The organism is Pikeienuella piscinae (genome assembly GCF_011044155.1).
GTDB lineage: Bacteria > Pseudomonadota > Alphaproteobacteria > Rhodobacterales > Rhodobacteraceae > Pikeienuella > Pikeienuella piscinae.
Genome location: NZ_CP049056.1, coordinates 3,649,078 through 3,664,538, shown reverse-complemented (window position 1 = coordinate 3,664,538; position 15,461 = coordinate 3,649,078). Strand labels below are relative to the sequence as shown.

15 protein-coding genes and 1 riboswitch are annotated in these 15,461 nt (G+C 68.5%); of the genes, 8 read left to right on the top strand and 7 right to left on the bottom strand.

Annotated features, from left to right (window positions below; translation table 11 throughout):
• The first annotated feature begins 26 nt into the window (after positions 1–26).
• The 4 genes from G5B40_RS17410 to G5B40_RS17395 all read left to right on the top strand — a co-directional run bounded on the left by G5B40_RS17410 (position 27) and on the right by G5B40_RS17395 (position 3,750).
• A complete protein-coding gene (locus G5B40_RS17410; protein WP_165101291.1) occupies positions 27–1,289 on the top strand; it encodes a Na+/H+ antiporter NhaA in 1,263 nt (420 codons plus the stop codon).
• 6 nt (positions 1,290–1,295) lie between these two features.
• Positions 1,296–2,375, top strand: coding sequence for an NAD-dependent epimerase (locus G5B40_RS17405; protein ID WP_165101288.1), 1,080 nt, complete (start codon positions 1,296–1,298; stop codon positions 2,373–2,375).
• Between the two features lie 98 nt (positions 2,376–2,473).
• Positions 2,474–3,328 carry a 3-deoxy-8-phosphooctulonate synthase gene (gene kdsA / locus G5B40_RS17400; protein ID WP_165101285.1) on the top strand — a complete coding sequence of 285 codons (855 nt, stop codon included), beginning with the start codon at positions 2,474–2,476 and terminating at the stop codon, positions 3,326–3,328.
• A 35-nt stretch (positions 3,329–3,363) separates the two neighbouring features.
• Positions 3,364–3,750 carry an HIT domain-containing protein gene (locus G5B40_RS17395; protein WP_165101282.1) on the top strand — a complete coding sequence of 129 codons (387 nt, stop codon included), beginning with the start codon at positions 3,364–3,366 and terminating at the stop codon, positions 3,748–3,750.
• Between the two features lie 12 nt (positions 3,751–3,762).
• Here the strand turns inward: G5B40_RS17395 and G5B40_RS17390 are convergent, their stop codons facing one another.
• The 6 genes from G5B40_RS17390 to G5B40_RS17365 form a co-directional block, all read right to left on the bottom strand.
• On the bottom strand, positions 3,763–4,542 hold the full coding sequence (locus tag G5B40_RS17390; protein WP_165101279.1) for a cobalamin-binding protein: 780 nt from the start codon (positions 4,540–4,542) through the stop codon (positions 3,763–3,765).
• Positions 4,543–4,560: 18 nt separating this feature from the next.
• The gene (locus G5B40_RS17385; RefSeq protein ID WP_165101276.1) at positions 4,561–5,319 is read right to left on the bottom strand and encodes an ABC transporter ATP-binding protein; all 759 of its coding nucleotides are present in this window, start codon (positions 5,317–5,319) and stop codon (positions 4,561–4,563) included.
• Positions 5,316–6,302: a FecCD family ABC transporter permease gene (locus tag G5B40_RS17380; RefSeq protein WP_165101274.1), complete on the bottom strand. Its 987-nt coding sequence runs from the start codon at positions 6,300–6,302 to the stop codon at positions 5,316–5,318. Before G5B40_RS17380 ends, G5B40_RS17385 begins: the two co-directional genes overlap by 4 nt.
• A complete protein-coding gene (locus G5B40_RS17375) occupies positions 6,299–7,138 on the bottom strand; it encodes an ABC transporter substrate-binding protein (RefSeq protein ID WP_165101271.1) in 840 nt (279 codons plus the stop codon). Before G5B40_RS17375 ends, G5B40_RS17380 begins: the two co-directional genes overlap by 4 nt.
• Positions 7,135–9,129 (bottom strand): TonB-dependent receptor plug domain-containing protein, encoded by a 1,995-nt coding sequence (locus G5B40_RS17370; protein WP_165101268.1) that lies wholly within the window; start codon positions 9,127–9,129, stop codon positions 7,135–7,137. Before G5B40_RS17370 ends, G5B40_RS17375 begins: the two co-directional genes overlap by 4 nt.
• Positions 9,130–9,257: 128 nt before the next feature.
• Positions 9,258–9,471, bottom strand: a riboswitch (cobalamin riboswitch).
• Between the two features lie 46 nt (positions 9,472–9,517).
• Positions 9,518–10,393 carry a protein-methionine-sulfoxide reductase heme-binding subunit MsrQ gene (locus G5B40_RS17365; RefSeq protein ID WP_165101266.1) on the bottom strand — a complete coding sequence of 292 codons (876 nt, stop codon included), beginning with the start codon at positions 10,391–10,393 and terminating at the stop codon, positions 9,518–9,520.
• Positions 10,394–10,661: 268 nt separating this feature from the next.
• On the opposite strand from G5B40_RS17365, the gene G5B40_RS17360 reads away from it, so the two are divergent.
• The 4 genes from G5B40_RS17360 to G5B40_RS17345 all read left to right on the top strand — a co-directional run bounded on the left by G5B40_RS17360 (position 10,662) and on the right by G5B40_RS17345 (position 14,569).
• Positions 10,662–11,372 carry an SGNH/GDSL hydrolase family protein gene (locus tag G5B40_RS17360; protein ID WP_165101263.1) on the top strand — a complete coding sequence of 237 codons (711 nt, stop codon included), beginning with the start codon at positions 10,662–10,664 and terminating at the stop codon, positions 11,370–11,372.
• A gap of 46 nt (positions 11,373–11,418) precedes the next feature.
• On the top strand, positions 11,419–12,561 hold the full coding sequence (locus G5B40_RS17355; protein WP_165101260.1) for a CaiB/BaiF CoA transferase family protein: 1,143 nt from the start codon (positions 11,419–11,421) through the stop codon (positions 12,559–12,561).
• On the top strand, positions 12,558–13,415 hold the full coding sequence (locus G5B40_RS17350; RefSeq protein WP_246209600.1) for an HTD2 family dehydratase: 858 nt from the start codon (positions 12,558–12,560) through the stop codon (positions 13,413–13,415). Before G5B40_RS17355 ends, G5B40_RS17350 begins: the two co-directional genes overlap by 4 nt.
• Before the next feature lie 164 nt (positions 13,416–13,579).
• Positions 13,580–14,569, top strand: coding sequence for a glutathione S-transferase family protein (locus G5B40_RS17345; protein ID WP_165101257.1), 990 nt, complete (start codon positions 13,580–13,582; stop codon positions 14,567–14,569).
• 23 nt (positions 14,570–14,592) lie between these two features.
• Here G5B40_RS17345 and G5B40_RS17340 read toward each other — a convergent pair whose 3' ends face one another.
• Positions 14,593–15,372, bottom strand: coding sequence for an alpha/beta fold hydrolase (locus tag G5B40_RS17340; protein ID WP_246209599.1), 780 nt, complete (start codon positions 15,370–15,372; stop codon positions 14,593–14,595).
• Between the last annotated feature and the right edge of the window lie 89 nt (positions 15,373–15,461).

Here is a 15,461-nt window from a genome sequence, read left to right as displayed (position 1 = left end):
CCGTTTTCCACTGAGGGGAGCCGCCGATGTATCGTGTCTGGGGATATCTGGCCGAGTACTCACTTCTGCTGATCATCGGCGCAGTCGCGGCGCTGATCTGGGCCAACACCTCCCCGGACAGCTATCACTACTTCGTCAACTACCCTCTGGTCGATCACGCTTGGATCGGCCACGCGCACACGGGCGCCGATGGCCATGTCGAGCGCACGCTGACCGTGCATTACTTGATCAACGACCTGCTCATGGCGTTCTTCTTCGCCATCGCGGGGAAAGAAGTCTGGGAGGCGGTGGCGCTGAAGCAGGGCAGTCTTCGCGGCAAGAAGGCCCTGACTCCGCTGATCGCCACGGCGGGCGGCATGTTCGGGCCAATCTCCGTCTATCTCGGGCTCGCCGCGTTCATCGGCTGGGAGACGTTCAACTCGGTCGCCAACGGCTGGGCGATCCCGACCGCGACCGATATCGCATTCTCCTATCTGGTCGGGCGGCTTATCTTCGGCGCCGGTCATCCGGCCGTGGGCTTTCTTCTGCTTCTGGCCATCGCGGACGACGCCGCAGGGCTGATCATCCTCGCCATATTCTACCCCTCCGGCGAATTGGCGCCTGAATGGCTTCTGCTTTCGCTCGGCGCGGCGGTCGGCGTCTGGTTCTTCTTCCACTGGCTGCCGCGGCGACTGGACCGCGGCAAACAGGACCGGCCGAACTCAACCTTCGTCAACAAGACACTCGACTTCTGGCCCTATCTGATCGCCGCCTGTCTCTCCTGGTACGGCTTTCAGGAGGCCGGGATTCACCCCGCTCTCGGCCTTCTGCCGATCATACCGGCGATCCCGCATTCCGATATCGAGTTCGGCATCTTCTCCGAAGCCGAGAAATACCTCACCGACCTTCTGAACCGGATGGAGCATGTCCTGAAGCACCCGGTCGAGGTCATCCTCTTCTTCTTCGGGCTGGCGAATGCAGGGGTCGAGTTTTCCGCGATCGGCGAAGCGACCTGGCTGGTTCTCCTCGGTCTCATTGTCGGCAAACCGGTCGGCATCTTCCTGATGGGCTGGATCGCGGCGCGTCCGCTCGGGCTGGGCCTGCCAGTCGGCATGAAGACATCCGACCTCTTCGTCCTCGGCTGCGTCGCCGCGATCGGCTTCACCGTCTCGCTCTTCATCGCGGCGGTGGCGTTCCCGGTGGGTCCGGTGCAGGACGCGGCGAAAATGGGCGCGCTCTTCTCGTTCTTCGCGGCGGCGATGTCCTTCGCGGCGGCGAAGATATGCAGCGTCGAGAAGCGAGAGGGCTGAAAGACGATGACAGAAGCCGGGGGTCCGGCGGGCTGGGCGGCGAGGTTGAGCGGCGGCCCGCCGATTCTGGTGACCGGTGCGGCAGGCTTCATCGGCTTCCACGTTGCGACGCGACTTCTGGACAACGGAGTCCCGGTCGTCGGCCTCGACGATCTCAATGACTATTACGATCCGGCGCTGAAGCGCGCGCGGCTCGACCGGCTCGACCGGCATGAGGCGTTCCGCTTCGTGGAGGCGGGGCTGGAGGACGAACGCACGGTGCGCCGACTCTTCGCCGAGACGCGACCCGAAACGGTTTGCCATCTGGCCGCGCAGGCCGGGGTCCGTCATTCGATCGAGAACCCCGGCGCCTACGCCCGATCCAATCTGACCGGGTTTCTCAACGTCCTCGAAGGCTGTCGCGCGGTCGGCGCGAAACATCTCGCGTTCGCGTCCTCCTCCTCGGTCTATGGCGGCAACACGCGGCTGCCGTTCTCGGTCGCCAATGGCGCCGACCACCCGGTCAGCCTCTACGCCGCCACGAAGAAGGCGAACGAGGCGATGGCGCATTCCTACGCCCATCTCTACGGCCTGCCAACGACCGGGTTGCGATTCTTCACCGTCTACGGGCCCTGGGGCCGGCCGGACATGGCCTATTTCATCTTCGCCGACGCGATTCGCGCCGGGCGGCCGATCCGGCTGTTCAACAATGGCGAGATGGAGCGCGACTTTACGTATATCGACGACATCGTCGAAGGCGTCGTCCGGATTCTGGCGCGTCCTGCGCGACCCGACCCCGGTTTCGACAGCGCCTCCCCCGACCCCGCCCGGTCCTGGGCGCCGTGGCGGCTCTACAATATCGGCAACCGGCGCAGCGAACGGCTGACCGACTTCGTCGATATTCTGGAGCGCGAGATCGGCCGGAAGGCGATCCGCGAATTCGCGCCGATGCAGCCCGGTGACGTCGCCGCGACCTGCGCCGATATCCGCGAACTGGAGGCGGAGGTCGGCTTTCGTCCCGACACCAGGCTGGAGGACGGCCTCGCCCGATTCGTTCGCTGGCATCGGGACTGGACCGCGAACCGCGCCAACCTCGGCGCGCCTTGACGGGGCGCGCCGGTCTTTCTCATCCTTGCCGCCGCCTGTATCATCGGCGTCACGCCATATCGCCCGTCCATGAACAGGCCGCCATCTGAGGAGCCGACATGACTTCTGACCCCCGATCCGTCGAAATCGGCGGCGGCGTCTCTACCGGCGCGGGCGCGCCGCTCCTGCTGATCGCCGGGCCCTGCCAGCTCGAATCGCTCGATCACGCGCTGATGATCGCCGAGAAGATGGCGGCGGCGGCGGAGAAGGCGGGAATGGGCTATGTCTTCAAGGGCTCCTACGACAAGGCGAACCGCACTTCCCTTTCCGGAACGCGCGGCCTCGGCATGGTGAAGGGGCTGGAGATCCTGGCCGAAGTGCGCGAACGGATCGGTTGCCCGGTGCTGACTGATGTCCATGAGCCGACGCAGTGCGCGCCGGTCGCGGCGGCCGTCGATGTGCTTCAGATCCCGGCCTTTCTGTGCCGCCAGACCGATCTGTTGATCGCGGCGGCGAAGACCGGACGCGCCGTCAACGTGAAAAAGGGCCAGTTTCTCGCGCCGTGGGACATGAAGAACGTCGCGCTGAAGCTGGAAGGCGCGGGCGGCGAGCGGATCATGCTCTGCGAACGCGGCGCCAGCTTCGGCTACAACACGCTGGTTACCGACATGCGCGCTCTGCCGGAAATGGCGAAAACCGGCTGGCCGGTGATCTTCGACGCCACCCACTCGGTGCAGCAGCCCGGCGGTCAGGGCGGCTCCTCCGGCGGCCAGCGCGAATTCGCGCCCGTGCTGGCGCGCGCCGCCGTCAGCGTCGGTGTCGACGGCGTCTTCATCGAAACCCATGAAGAGCCTGGGCGCGCACCTTCGGACGGGCCAAACATGATCCCGCTCGATGAGATGCCGGCGCTCCTCGCGATGCTCGGCGCCTTTCACGCGCTCGCGCGCGAGCACCCGGTGCGGCTGCCGGACTGACCTGCGCCGCCGAATTCACGCAAGGACCCGCAGACATGCCTTATGACTATGACAACCAGAACATCTTCGCCAAGATTCTGCGCGGCGAGATTCCAAACGCGACGGTGCTGGAGACGGAGCACAGCCTCGCCTTCAACGACATCGCGCCGCAGGCGCCGGTGCATGTGCTGGTGATCCCCAAAGGCCCATACGTGAACTACGATCATTTCGCCGCTGAAGCGTCGGACGCCGAAATTCTCGACTTCACCCGCGCGATCGACGCGGTGGCGCGCAAGATCGGCGTGACCCCCGGCGCCGGCGCCGGCGGCTATCGGCTGATCGCCAATTCCGGCGAGGCCGGGGTGCAGGAGGTGCCGCATCTCCATGTCCACGTGCTCGGCGGGCGGCCGCTCGGCCGGATGCTGGAGCGGACGCCGGGCTGAGCCGGCGATTCGTCAGTGCGCCGTCAGCGCCGCGCGGATCGCGTCTAGCCCGTCGGTCAGCGCCGCCGGGCCCGGTTGCAGTATCAACGGCGACTTGATCTCGACGATCCGGCCGGAGCGGACCGCCGGAATCGCATCCCAGCCCGGCCGCGCAGAGATCTTCTCCGCGCGCACCTTCTTGCCGCACCACGAGGCGAGAATGACCTCCGGCGCCGCCGCGAGCACCGCTTTCCGGGTGACGATCCGGCCCTTCGCAGACCCTTGGCGCGACAATCCGGCGAAGACATCCTCGCCTCCCGCCACCCCGATCAGCTCGGAAACCCAGCCGATGGCGGAAATCAACGGCTCGTCCCATTCCTCGAACCAGACGCGCGGGCGTCTTGCGAGGGGCCGGGCGCGCATCGCGTCAAGCCGCGCTTCAAAGCCCGCCGCCAACGTCTCGGCCCGCTCGGCGGCGCCGACCAGCGCGCCGAGGCTGCGGATCATCGCCATGATCCCGGCCAGATCGCGCTGGTTGAAAGCGTGGACGGCGACGCCGGCGCGGATCAGATCGGCCGCGATCCCGGCCTGAAGATCGGAGAAGGTGAGGACGAGATCCGGGTCAAGCGCGAGGATCTTGGGGATATCGGCCGTGGTGAATGCGGAAACGCGCGGCTTTTCCCGCCGCACGCGCGCCGGGCGGACGGCGTAGCCGGAGACGCCGACGATCCGCGCTTCCTCACCGAGGAGATAGAGCGTCTCGACCGTCTCCTCGGTCAGGCAGACGATGCGCTCAGGCGGGAAGCGGCGCATGGGCGGCTCTCGCGGCGCTCAACGGCGCATCTCCATCGGTTGCAGGACCGGGCCGAGCGGGGTCTCGGCGATGAACGCCTCAACGCCGAAGACGGCGGCGAGGAGCGGCGCGGTCAACACTTCGCGCGGCGGCCCGTCGGCCGCGATGCGGCCGCGGTCGAGGAGGACGAGGCGCGTGCACCAGCGCAGCGCCAATCCGAGATCGTGCAACGAAACAAGCGCCGCGCGCCCCTCCTTCGCCAGCCCGGCGAAGACCTTCATCGCGGCGATCTGATGCGCAGGGTCGAGCCCGGCGGTCGGCTCGTCCGCGATTAGCAGGGGCGTCTCCTGCGCCAGCGCGCGGGCGATCAAGACGCGCGCCTGCTCGCCCCCCGAAATCTCGGTCGCCAGGCGGCCTCGAAACCCGTCGAGCCCTAGCCAGGCGATCGCCCGATCGACCGCCGCGTCGTCCGCCGGGCCGAGCGCGGCGCCGGGCGGCAGGTGCGGAATGCGGCCCAGTGCGACCAGCGCCTCAACCGTCAGCGGCCAGGCGATCTCGCGCGCCTGCGGGGCGAAGGCGGCGGCGCGGGCGCGCGCGGCGGGTTTGAGCTTCGCGAGGCTGCTGGCCCCCAGCGCCGGCTCGAGCCCAAGCGCGGCGCGCATCAGCGTCGTCTTGCCCGCCCCGTTCGGCCCGATCAGCCCGACGCATTCGCCGGGCGCGACGGAAAGCGATATCCCGTCCAGGACCGCACGCGCGCCGCGCCGGACCGTGAGGTCCTCGACCTTGAGCAGCGTCACCGGAACGCCCCTCGCATCCGGAAGACGAGATGCAGGAAGAACGGCGCCCCGACCAGCGCCATCATCACGCCGAGCTTCAGGTCGCGTTCGGGCATCACCAGCCGCACGGCGATATCGGCGCCCAGCACCAGCGCCGCGCCGCAAAGCGCCGAGGCGTAGAGAAGCGGCGCCGGGCGCGCGCCGACGAAGGGTCGCATCAGATGTGGCGCGACCAACCCGACGAAACCGATCGCGCCGGCGACGGCGACCGAGGCGCCCACCGCCGCCGCGACGCCGAGAACCAGCATCAGCCGCAGGCGCGCCAGGCGCACGCCCATCGCCTCCGCCGCATCCTCGCCCAAGGTCAATGCGTCCAGCCCGCGACCGAGCGGCAGGAGCAGCGCCCAGCCAATCACCATGAAAGGCAGCGCGAGCCATAGATGCGCGAAGGACCGGTCGCTGAGCGAACCCATCATCCAGAAGACGATCTCGCTGGCGGCGAAGGGATTGGGCGAAAGATTGAGAACCAGCGAGGTCAACGCGCCGGCGAGCGCGCTGATCGCAACGCCGGCGAGAATAAGCGTGAGCGAGGAGCCGCGCGACCCCGCGAGACCGAGGATGAGCATGACCGCCCCGAGCGCGCCGAGAAGCGCCGCCCCCGGCAACGCCAGCGGAAAGGCGAGCGCGAAACCGGTCTGCAGCGCGATCACCGCGCCGAGCGCGGCGCCGCCGGAGACGCCGATCAACCCCGGCTCGGCCAGCGGGTTCCTGAGATAGCCCTGCAGCGCGGCGCCGGACACGCCAAGGCTGAGCCCGATCGCCAGCGCCAGAAGCGCGCGCGGCAGGCGGATCTCGCGCATCACCAGCGCCAGCGGCCCGTCGCCACCGAGAACAAGCGCCCGCAGCGAAGCCCCCGGCGCCGCGCCCGCCGGTCCAATCAGAAGTGAGCCGACGAAGAGCGACGCGATCAGAGCCAGAATGGCGATCAGCGCCAGCCGGTTCACCCGCCCGGCTCCAGCCTTCGGCGCGCCGCCGCCATCGCCTCGACCGCGTCGAGGACGTGCGGGGCGCCGCAGATCCAGTCGGAGTCGGTCGCCTGCACCCGGTTGAGGGTCGTGAGCGCGGGGTGACGCGGGACCTCCTCGGCCCTGGAGGCGCCGGCGTAGCGCGTTCCGGTGACGATGATATCGGGCGCGGCCATGACCAGCGCTTCAAGCGGAATCACCCCGCCGTAGTCAATCGCGAAATCCTCCGCGAGATTGGCGAACCCGGCCCGCGCGAGGATGCGCCCGGCGAGCGTGGCGTCGCCCACCGTCCAGCCGCTGGCCTGATAGAGCGCGGCGCGCGGGCGCCGGCCGTGACCAATCGGGAGCGCGGCGAGCCTGGCCTCGAACGCCGCGATCTCCGCCTCCGCCGCTTTCTCGCGCCCCAGCGCCTCTCCCATCAATCGCATGTTCGCGGCGACATCGGCCATTGTCGCGGCGGCGGGAAAACGCGCGACCTTGAGCCCGAGCCGGCGCAGCATCGCCACTGTCGGCTCCGGCGTGAAGGCGCCGGCGAGCACCAGATCGGGCCGCAGCATCCAGACCTCCTCCGCCCGCCCGTAATTCTCCGGCACGCCTGAGGCCGCCTCGATCATCGCCGAACTCAGCGGATCATGCGCCATGTTCGAGACAGAGATGAGCTGTCCCGGCGCCGCGAGCAAGAGCGCGAGTTGATCGGTGCAGAGATTGATCGAGACGACGCGCTCGGGCCGCTGGGGAGGCGCGCCGTCGGCGGTGGCGACGCCGGCGAGGGCCAACGCCGCGAAAGCCGCACCGATGACGCGCCCCGCGCTCACCAGCGCGCCCGGAGGCCGATGAAGCCCGTAAGCCCGGCGGCGTCGTAACCGTCGATCTCCTGGTAGTTCTGATCGAGAAGGTTCGAGACCCGCCCGGTCAGTTCGACCTGCTCGGAGACCGCGTAGGACGCGGCGATCCCGACCAGCGTGTAATCATCGAGCTTCACCTGGCTTCCGGCGACGAAGGGCGCGGTGAAGTCGCTGTCGCGAAGCCCCGCGACATGGTTCACGTCGAGCGTGATCCGGGTCCGCTCGTCGGGAAAGAGGAAGCTCGCCTCCAGCCCGATATCATGTTTCGGGCGGCGCACTTCGGTCGCGCCGCCGGGGTCCTCGGCGTCGAGATAGGTGTAGGTGAGGCCGAGGGAGAGGCGCTCGACGGGCTGGATGCTCGCCGCGACCTCCACCCCCCGCCGGCGGCTCTTTCCCGGCGTGTTGACCGAGGTCGAGAGAAAGGTGACCGGATCGAAGACGGTGCTGATCTCGTCTTTCAGCCGGTCCTGGAAATAGGTCACGTCGATCACCGCGCGCCCGTCCAGAAAGCTCTGCTCGACGCCGATATCCCAACCGAAGCTCTGCTCCGGTTCAAGATCGGGATTGCCGACGAAACTGCCGGGGAAGAAGCCGAACTGGTCGATCAGCGACGGGTTCTGCGCGCCGGTCCCGACCGAGCCATGCAGCCGGGTCGAGCCGTTGGGCAGCCGCCAGGTGCCGGAGGCGCTCCAGGTGGTGAAATCCTCGAAACTGTCGTTGCGGTCATGGCGAAGGCCGAGCTGGAGGTCGAAATCGTCGAAGAACCGCCCGCGATATTCGAGCGCGCCGCTCAGCTGCTCGCGCTTCTGCTTGTCGAGCTGCGTCGGGTCGAAGACCAGCGCCGGGTCCGTGTTGCGGAAGGTTTCGCGCTCATAGTCGAAAGCTCCGGTCAGCGTGTGGTCCGCCGTCGCGACCGTCGCGGCGTCGAGCGCGACGGTCGCCTGAAGCCGCGCGGTGGAGCGGCGCGCAGTGGTCGCGGTGGTTTTCACATCATTGGCGAACTGGTCGTCGTCATAGTCGATATGGCCGAGGCTGAGCCGCGTCTCCAGCCGGCCGTCGAAGAGATCGACCTCGGCGAAGGCCGAGCCGTAGAACTCCTCGCGCTTCGCCTCGAGATCGGCGTCGGTCACCAGCCCGGCGCGGTCAGGCGCGGCGAAATTGAACTGGTCGAAATCAGACGAGCGATCAACATAGCGGAAGGTCCCGCCAAGCCGGAAGGCGTCGGAAAGATCGAGATCGCCGGCGAGATTGAGCGTCAGGTTGTCGTCGCCGTCATCCTTGCCGCCGGGCGTGTCGGAAATGTCGTAGCCGCCGGTCGAACGGCGCGCCACGGACAGGCTGATTCCGCCCATCCCGCCCCGCGCCCTGAGCGCGACATCGCCGCCCCAGGAGCCATCCGAGCCGCCCTCGGCCGAGCCCTGGGCGGTGACGCCCGGCGTCCTCGCGCGTTTGGTGGTGATCGAGATCACGCCGCCGATGGCGTTCGCCCCGAAAAGCGCCGATTGCGGGCCGCGCAGCACCTCGATCCGTTCGATATCCGCGGCGAGAAGACCGCTGAAATCATAGTCGAGATTATCGGGCGAGGAGACCTTGATTCCGTCGATGAAGACCTGCGTGTGGCTGCTCTCGGCGCCGCGGATGCGCACGGTCGTGACGCCGCCGCTGCTTCCCGTGCGGCTGACCGCGACGCCCGGAACGGAGCGGAGCGCGTCGACCGCGTAGGCAACGCCCTGACGCTCGATCTCCTCGGCGGTCACCACTGTGACGGAGCGGCCGAGCGCGGCGGCGGGGGCCGGAGTCAGACCGCCGGACACGACGATCTCGTCAAGCTCGATGACCGCCGGATCCTCGGTGAGAAACGGCTCGGCCGGCTGCTCTCCATCGACAAGCGACTGGGCCAGAAGCGGCTTGGCGGAGGCGGCGGCCCCGATGGCGATGGCCAGTATGGAAATAGATCGCACGTCATGTCTCCCGCAGCATGGGCCGATGCGGCCCATTGAAAATTCGCCTCTGGAAGATTTGAGCTTCCGCAGGCGGTGGAACGTCACCGCTACGGAAAATCCGCCGTTCATGGCGCGCCCCGCGCCCGAACCGGGTGATCGATCTGGCAGGTCTCCTGACTCGCGGGTCGTCGCTTGGCCGGGTCTTCCCAGGGCTTGGATCGCCCCAGTGACATATGCCGGCCGCGCTCGCCGCTTACAGTTGCGGGGGCAGCTCCGGACTTGCGGGGTACCTCCCCAGCGCACCGGAATTCCCTTTTATCCGGACAGTTTCCCGCCCGGACCAGAACGCGCGTTATCTACGCCGGCGGCGCGACGGGGGCAAGGCGGGATGCGACGCCCGGCAGGGCTATTGCGACCGAAAGGCTGGCGCCGAGCCGCCGCGCAGCGCGCGGGCGCGCTGCACGGCGCGCCGCCACGGCGGAAGGAAGATCAGGGGCGCGGCCATGATCGCCATCGCCAGCCACGGCGGGCGAACATCGTAACGGAAATCGAAGTTCGCCATGAAGACGCGGTCGGCGGGAATGCCGGTCAGCACGGCGTGCCAGAGATATTCGCCCAACGCCGCCGCCGCGCCGGACAGGAGCGCGACGCCGATAACCACGAGCGCGGGCGGAATCGCAGCGCGCGCGAAAGCACGGTGCAGCATCAGGCCGGCGAAGACGCCGAAGAGGAGCGCCGGTGCGCCGACATCGATCTTCGATTGCAGGAAATAGTGCAGGACGCCGAGCAGGGTCAGCGGATAGGCCAGCATGTGGAGCCGCCGCCAGTTCGGCCCCATCCGCCGGATCGCCGCGTCGAAGGAGGTCGCCGCCAGCGCCGCGAGGCCCAGAAGCGCGACGAAGCCGATGGCGAGATAGAGCCGCGAGACGATCTCCGACGCCGCCTTCATCAGATCGCCGTTCAGATAGAGGATGTAGAAACCGAAATGCGTCAGCACATAGGCGAACGCGGCGACACCGATCATTCGCCGTACGCCGATCAGCCGCGACCAGCCGAGACGGCGCCGAAGCGGCGTGACCGCCAGCGCGATGAGGAGGATGCGAAGCGTCCAGACCCCGGTCAGATGCTCCGCCGACTTCACCGGCTCGGGCCCGAGCATATCCATCGCCAGCCCGGCCGCGATCCACAGCCCCGGCGCGACGAGCGCCGCGAAAACCGCGGCCCGCAGTGGAGAAAACCGCCCGGCGCGATCCGCCCAGGGATATAAGTCTGCGCTCTTCATGCCCGGGCTCCGCTGGTTCCTGCACCCGTCCTCGATATGGGACCGCGCCGCGGATCGCCACGCCGCATCACGAAATCGTTCATCGGCAATGGGGACGGCGCGCCGTCCGGCGTGACCATCCTGGTCCGATACGTTATCCTGACATCCGGGTTCCGACGCGACGCGCCGGCGAAACCGCGACGCGGAGGTGAAATGTCCGAGCCGTCCCCTGTCCCGCGCCGCGCCGCCCCCAGGTGCGCCCATCGCGGCCACGCCTGAAGCGATGCGCATGGCGCTTCTCGCCCTCTTCGTGGTTCTGGGCGCGGTCGGGTTCTGGATCGTCCGGCTGCTGCTCGCCTACGGCGCGTTCGGCGCGCCCGAACATCCGCAGGGCGATCGGCCCGCCGCGGTCGCCGCGGCGCGCTGCGCCAGCCCGGACTGCCCCGCGACGGTCACGCTCCTCGGCACGAGCCTCCTCGCCCATGGCGCGTGGCGCGACGCGCTGGAGCAGCGACTCGACGCCTGCCGCGGAGGGCCGGTGACGCTGCGCGTCATCGTGAAACCGGGCGCCTCGAGCGACTGGGGGCGGACGCAGATGGACGGACTGTTCGATTCTGACGCGATCATCGTCGATTTCGCCGTCAACGACGCCTCGCTCTGGCGCGGGGTGACGCTCGAGCGGAGCCGCGAGAACCATCTCGCCCTGATTGACGCCGCGGAGGCGAACGGCGTCGCGATCTTCCTGGCGACGATGAATCCGGCTTTCGCGCTGAAAGCGGCGGTCCGGCCCGGTCGCCCAGTCTACCACGATCTCTATCGCGAGCTCGCGGACGAGACCGGCGCCGGGTTGATTGACGACGCACCGCGCTGGGCCGCACGCGACGACGCCTGGCTGAGAGCCGCGATTCCCGACGACCTTCACCCCACCAACGCCGCAATGACGGAAATCACCCTCCCCTCCTTCGCACGAACGCTGACGCCGCTCATCTGCTCGAGCTGAGGCGACAGATCTTGCCCCGGCGTCGCGCTTGCCGTCATATCGCCCCATGCCGCACGTCGCCGCCGCTCCACCGCCACGCCCGCTCGAAGGCGTCCTCGTCGTCTCGCTCGAACAGGCGGTGGCCGCGCCGTTGGCGACGCAACGCCTCGCCGAGGCAGGCGCGCGGGTGATCAAGGTCGAACGGCCGGAGGGCGATTTCGCCCGCGGGTACGACGTGGCGGCGAAGGGCGTCGCCAGTTATTTCGCCTGGCTCAACCAGGGGAAGGAGAGCGTCGCGCTCGACCTGCGGGCGCCGGACGACGCCGCGCTGATGGCGCGGATGGTCGCCCGCGCCGATGTCTTCGTCCAGAATCTCGCCACCGGCGCCGCCGACCGGCTCGGCCTCGGCGCGGCGGCGCTTCGCGCGGCCGACCCGCGCCTCATCGCCTGCGACATTTCCGGCTTCGGCGCCGATGGACCCTACGCGACGCGCAAGGCCTACGATCTGCTCGTACAGGCTGAAAGCGGCCTCGTCTCGGTCTCCGGCGGGCCGGGGGAGATGGGGCGGGTCGGCGTCTCCGTCGCCGATATCGGGGCCGGGATCACCGCTTTCGGCGCGATCTCGGCGGCGTTGGTCCGGCAGGCGCGCACCGGGCTCGGCGCCCATGTCGAGGTCTCGCTATTCGACGTGCTTGCGGAATGGATGACGGTGCCGCTCCTCCATCACGACAATCTCGGCCAGGCCCCGGCCCGCGTCGGCCTCGCACATCCCTCCATCGCGCCTTACGGCGCTTTCGCGACCAGCGATGGCCGGCTGATCCTGATCTCGGTCCAGTCCGACCGCGAGTGGGGCGTCCTCGCCCGCGACGTGCTGAAACGCCCGGAGCTGACCGAAGCGGAGGATTTCGCCACCAATACCGCCCGGGTCAGGAATCGCGCCGCCACCGACGGCGCCGTCGCCGAGGCGTTCTCCGCGCTGGCGTTCGACGCGATCCGCGAGGCGCTCGACGCCGCGCGCATCGCATGGGGCGAGGTTAACGACGTCGCCGGGCTGTCACGTCATCCGCATCTGCGCCGCGTCGCCGCCGAAATCACCTCGGGCGCTGTCGAAATGCCGGCCGCAGCCGCCCGCACCGACTGGGCCGCGCCCGGCCGGGTGCCCGAGATCAACGAGCACGGGACGCGCATCCGCGCGGAGTTCGCGCCATGACCGACGGGATGGACCACCCCGCGATCGGCCGGACCCGCGCGATTTCGGACCTGATCGATCCCTGGCGCGAAGCGGCGCTTCACGCCGCGCTGGACCTCGCCGGCCCACCGCCGGGCGCCGGCGACGCGCTTCCTTCCTTTCACCACTGGATCTATTTCCTCGAAGCCGCGCCGGGGCGCGCGCTCGGCCGTGACGGGCATCCGGCGACCGGCGGCTTCATCCCCGATCTCGGCCTGCCGCGCCGGATGTGGGCCGGCGGGCGGCTCGAATTTCATCGCCCGTTGCCGATCGGCGCCGGGGCCGAACGCCGCACGACGATCGAGAACATAACGCGCAAGTCGGGCCGTTCCGGCCCGCTCGCCTTCGTCACGCTGCGCCATGAAATCAGCGGCGCCCACGGCCTCGCGATCACGGAGTGGCAGGACCTCGTCTACAGGGACGACGCCGATCCCGCCGCGCCTGCCCCAACCTCGGCCCCCGCGCCAGCGGGAGAGAGCCGCGCCCGCGCCGTCGCCCTCGGCCCGGTCGCGCTCTTTCGCTATTCGGCGCTCACCTTCAACGGCCACCGTATCCACTATGACCGGGAATACGCCCGAGATGTCGAAGGCTATCCCGGCCTCGTCGTCCATGGCCCGCTGATCGCGCAGCTTCTACTCGCGCTGGCCGAAGAGCACCACGGCCCGCCCGCCCGGTTCCGCTTTCGGGCGCGCGCGCCCGGTTTCGATTTCGAGGAGATCACGCTCTGCGCCGTCGACGTCCCGGCCGGCGCCCGGCTCTGGGCGAAGGGTGCGGATGGGCGGCTGCTGATGGAAGCCGAGACGAGCGCCGCGCCAGCGCGCCAGAGAAGCGCATAACCGGCGCCACCCCCTTTCCCGAGGTCCGAGCGGCGCCCGGCTGTCGTGCGCCCCGGCGCGGCTCGACCATCACTGTCTCCAATTCGACAACAATCTCTCTGCCCTTAGACGGCTGAACTCGGGGCGTCGCCGCCCTAGATCTGAGGGGCGAAGGAGAAAGCATCATGGGCAAACTGATCGACGGAAAATGGCGGAACGTCTGGTACGACACCAAGTCAACCGGCGGCGCTTTCGAAAGACAGGAGTCGCAGTTCCGCAACTGGATCACCAAAGACGGCGCGCCCGGCCCCAGCGGCGTGGGCGGATTCGCGGCGGAGAGCGGGCGCTATCATCTCTACGTCTCCCACGCTTGCCCCTGGGCGCATCGAACGCAGATCTTTCGCAAGTTGAAGGGACTTAAGCCGCATATCGGGGTCGACGTGGTCGATCCGGACATGCTCTCCGAGGGTTGGACGCTCGAAGGGGCGTTCCCCGGCGCCACCGGCGACCGACTGCTGGGCAAGACAAGGTTGCATCAGGTCTACACTGCGGCCAAGCCGGAGGCGACGACCCGCGTGACGGTCCCCGTCCTTTGGGACAAGGAGCGCGCGACTATCGTCTCGAACGAAAGCGCGGAAATCATCCGCATGTTCAACACCGCCTTCGACGGGATCACCGGCGATCGCCAGGATTTCTACCCCGCCCCGCTGCGGGACGAGATCGACGCCCTGAACGAGCGCATCTATGAGACCGTCAACAACGGCGTCTACCGCGCCGGCTTCGCCACCACGCAGGCGGCCTATAACGAGGCGGTGAACGCGCTTTTTGAGACGCTGGACTGGCTCGAGGAGCGGCTAGGCGCGCGGCGCTATCTGACCGGCGCGCAGATCACAGAAGCCGACTGGCGGCTTTTCACCACCCTCGCCCGGTTTGACGCGGTCTATGTCGGCCATTTCAAGTGCGACCGGCGCCGGCTGGTCGATTATCCAAACCTCTGGGGTTACGCGCGTGAGCTTTACCAATGGCCGGGCGTCGCCGAGACGGTGCGTTTCGACCATATCCGCCGCCACTATTATTACAGCCATGAGACGATAAACCCGAACCGGATCGTCTCCACCGGACCGGTGATCGACTGGCAGGCGCCGCATGGGCGGGAGCAGCTGAAGGCCGCCTGAGCGGCCGTCGCGGCGCCGGCCCGTTAATCCACACCCTCGTCGAGAAACCCGTTCACCGCGTCGAGAAACTCGCGCGGTCTGTCGGCGTGCAGCCAGTGCCCCGCCCCCTCCAGCGCCTGGAACCGGGCCGCTGGAAAGCGCTCCAGGATGGCGTCATGGTGCGCCGGGGTCACGTAATCCGACACCGCGCCGTATAGCATCAGCACAGGCCCTTCGTAGCGGCCCCCAAGCTCGGGATAGCCGGTGAGCGCGTCCATATGGGCTTCGAGCGCGTCGAGATTGAGCGACCAGCGCGGCGCCTCGTCAAGAATGGCGCTCTGAGCGAGAAAGGACCGCACCGCCGGAGCTTCGATCCGCGGCGCCAACGCAGCTTCGACCTCCGCCCGTCTCGTCATGCCAGCGAGCGGGACGGCGCGCATCGCTTCTATCTCCGCGAACAAGTCGTGGTCGTAGGCGACCGGGGCGATATCCGCCACGATCAGCCGCTCGACAAGCTCCGGTCGGGTCTCGGCCAGCGCCATCGCCGCCTTGCCGCCCATCGAATGGCCAAGCACCGCGGCAGGGGCGCCCAGCCGCTGAATCAGCGCCGCGAGATCCCCCGCCATCGCCGGATAGTCGTGCCGATCCGACCACGGGCTGGCGCCATGATTCCGCATGTCGACGGCGACAACGCGCCGCCGGGCGCACATCCGCTTCGCGAGCGCCCGCCAGTTCCGCGCCGCGCCGAAAAGACCAGGCGCGAGAACCAGCGGCGGCGGCGTTTCGCGCGTCGCCTCGTATTCCGTGATCGCGAGTTCGACCAATTCGACTCTCCTTATGGTTTGGCGCATGCGGCGCGCTCATGCTAGGCAATTCGGGGTTATTCCTTTCCGATGACTTGATTGCAAACCGG

What these genes read in the sequence shown, in the direction of transcription:
- kdsA (WP_165101285.1), top strand. Translation starts at nt 2,474, where the DNA reads ATGACTTCTGACCCCCGATCCGTCGAAATCGGCGGCGGCGTCTCTACC.
- G5B40_RS17360 (WP_165101263.1), top strand. Translation starts at nt 10,662, where the DNA reads ATGGCGCTTCTCGCCCTCTTCGTGGTTCTGGGCGCGGTCGGGTTCTGG.
- G5B40_RS17395 (WP_165101282.1), top strand. Translation starts at nt 3,364, where the DNA reads ATGCCTTATGACTATGACAACCAGAACATCTTCGCCAAGATTCTGCGC.
- G5B40_RS17390 (WP_165101279.1), bottom strand. Translation starts at nt 4,542, where the DNA reads ATGCGCCGCTTCCCGCCTGAGCGCATCGTCTGCCTGACCGAGGAGACG.
- G5B40_RS17345 (WP_165101257.1), top strand. Translation starts at nt 13,580, where the DNA reads ATGGGCAAACTGATCGACGGAAAATGGCGGAACGTCTGGTACGACACC.
- G5B40_RS17350 (WP_246209600.1), top strand. Translation starts at nt 12,558, where the DNA reads ATGACCGACGGGATGGACCACCCCGCGATCGGCCGGACCCGCGCGATT.
- G5B40_RS17405 (WP_165101288.1), top strand. Translation starts at nt 1,296, where the DNA reads ATGACAGAAGCCGGGGGTCCGGCGGGCTGGGCGGCGAGGTTGAGCGGC.
- G5B40_RS17410 (WP_165101291.1), top strand. Translation starts at nt 27, where the DNA reads ATGTATCGTGTCTGGGGATATCTGGCCGAGTACTCACTTCTGCTGATC.
- G5B40_RS17355 (WP_165101260.1), top strand. Translation starts at nt 11,419, where the DNA reads ATGCCGCACGTCGCCGCCGCTCCACCGCCACGCCCGCTCGAAGGCGTC.
- G5B40_RS17365 (WP_165101266.1), bottom strand. Translation starts at nt 10,393, where the DNA reads ATGAAGAGCGCAGACTTATATCCCTGGGCGGATCGCGCCGGGCGGTTT.